Source organism: Bacillus sp. Medicinal_06 (genome assembly GCF_056711665.1).
Genome location: NZ_JBWYHD010000082.1, coordinates 1 through 255, shown reverse-complemented (window position 1 = coordinate 255; position 255 = coordinate 1). Strand labels below are relative to the sequence as shown.

Annotated in this window: 1 rRNA gene; it reads left to right on the top strand. The window is 51.4% G+C overall.

The window, feature by feature from the left end:
- Positions 1–255 (top strand): 23S ribosomal RNA (locus tag AC1M36_RS28595); the annotation flags it as partial.

The following is a 255-nucleotide window of genomic DNA, read 5'->3' as shown; positions in this document are numbered from 1 at the left end:
GGTTGATATTCCTGTACCACCTCTTTATCGTTTGAGCAATGGAGGGACGCAGAAGGATAGAAGAAGCGTGCGATTGGTTGTGCACGTCCAAGCAGTTAGGCTGGTAAGTAGGCAAATCCGCTTACCGCGAAGGCTGAGCTGTGATGGGGAAGCTCCTTATGGAGCGAAGTCTTTGATTCCCCGCTGCCAAGAAAAGCTTCTAGCGAGATAAAAGGTGCCTGTACCGCAAACCGACACAGGTAGGCGAGGAGAGAA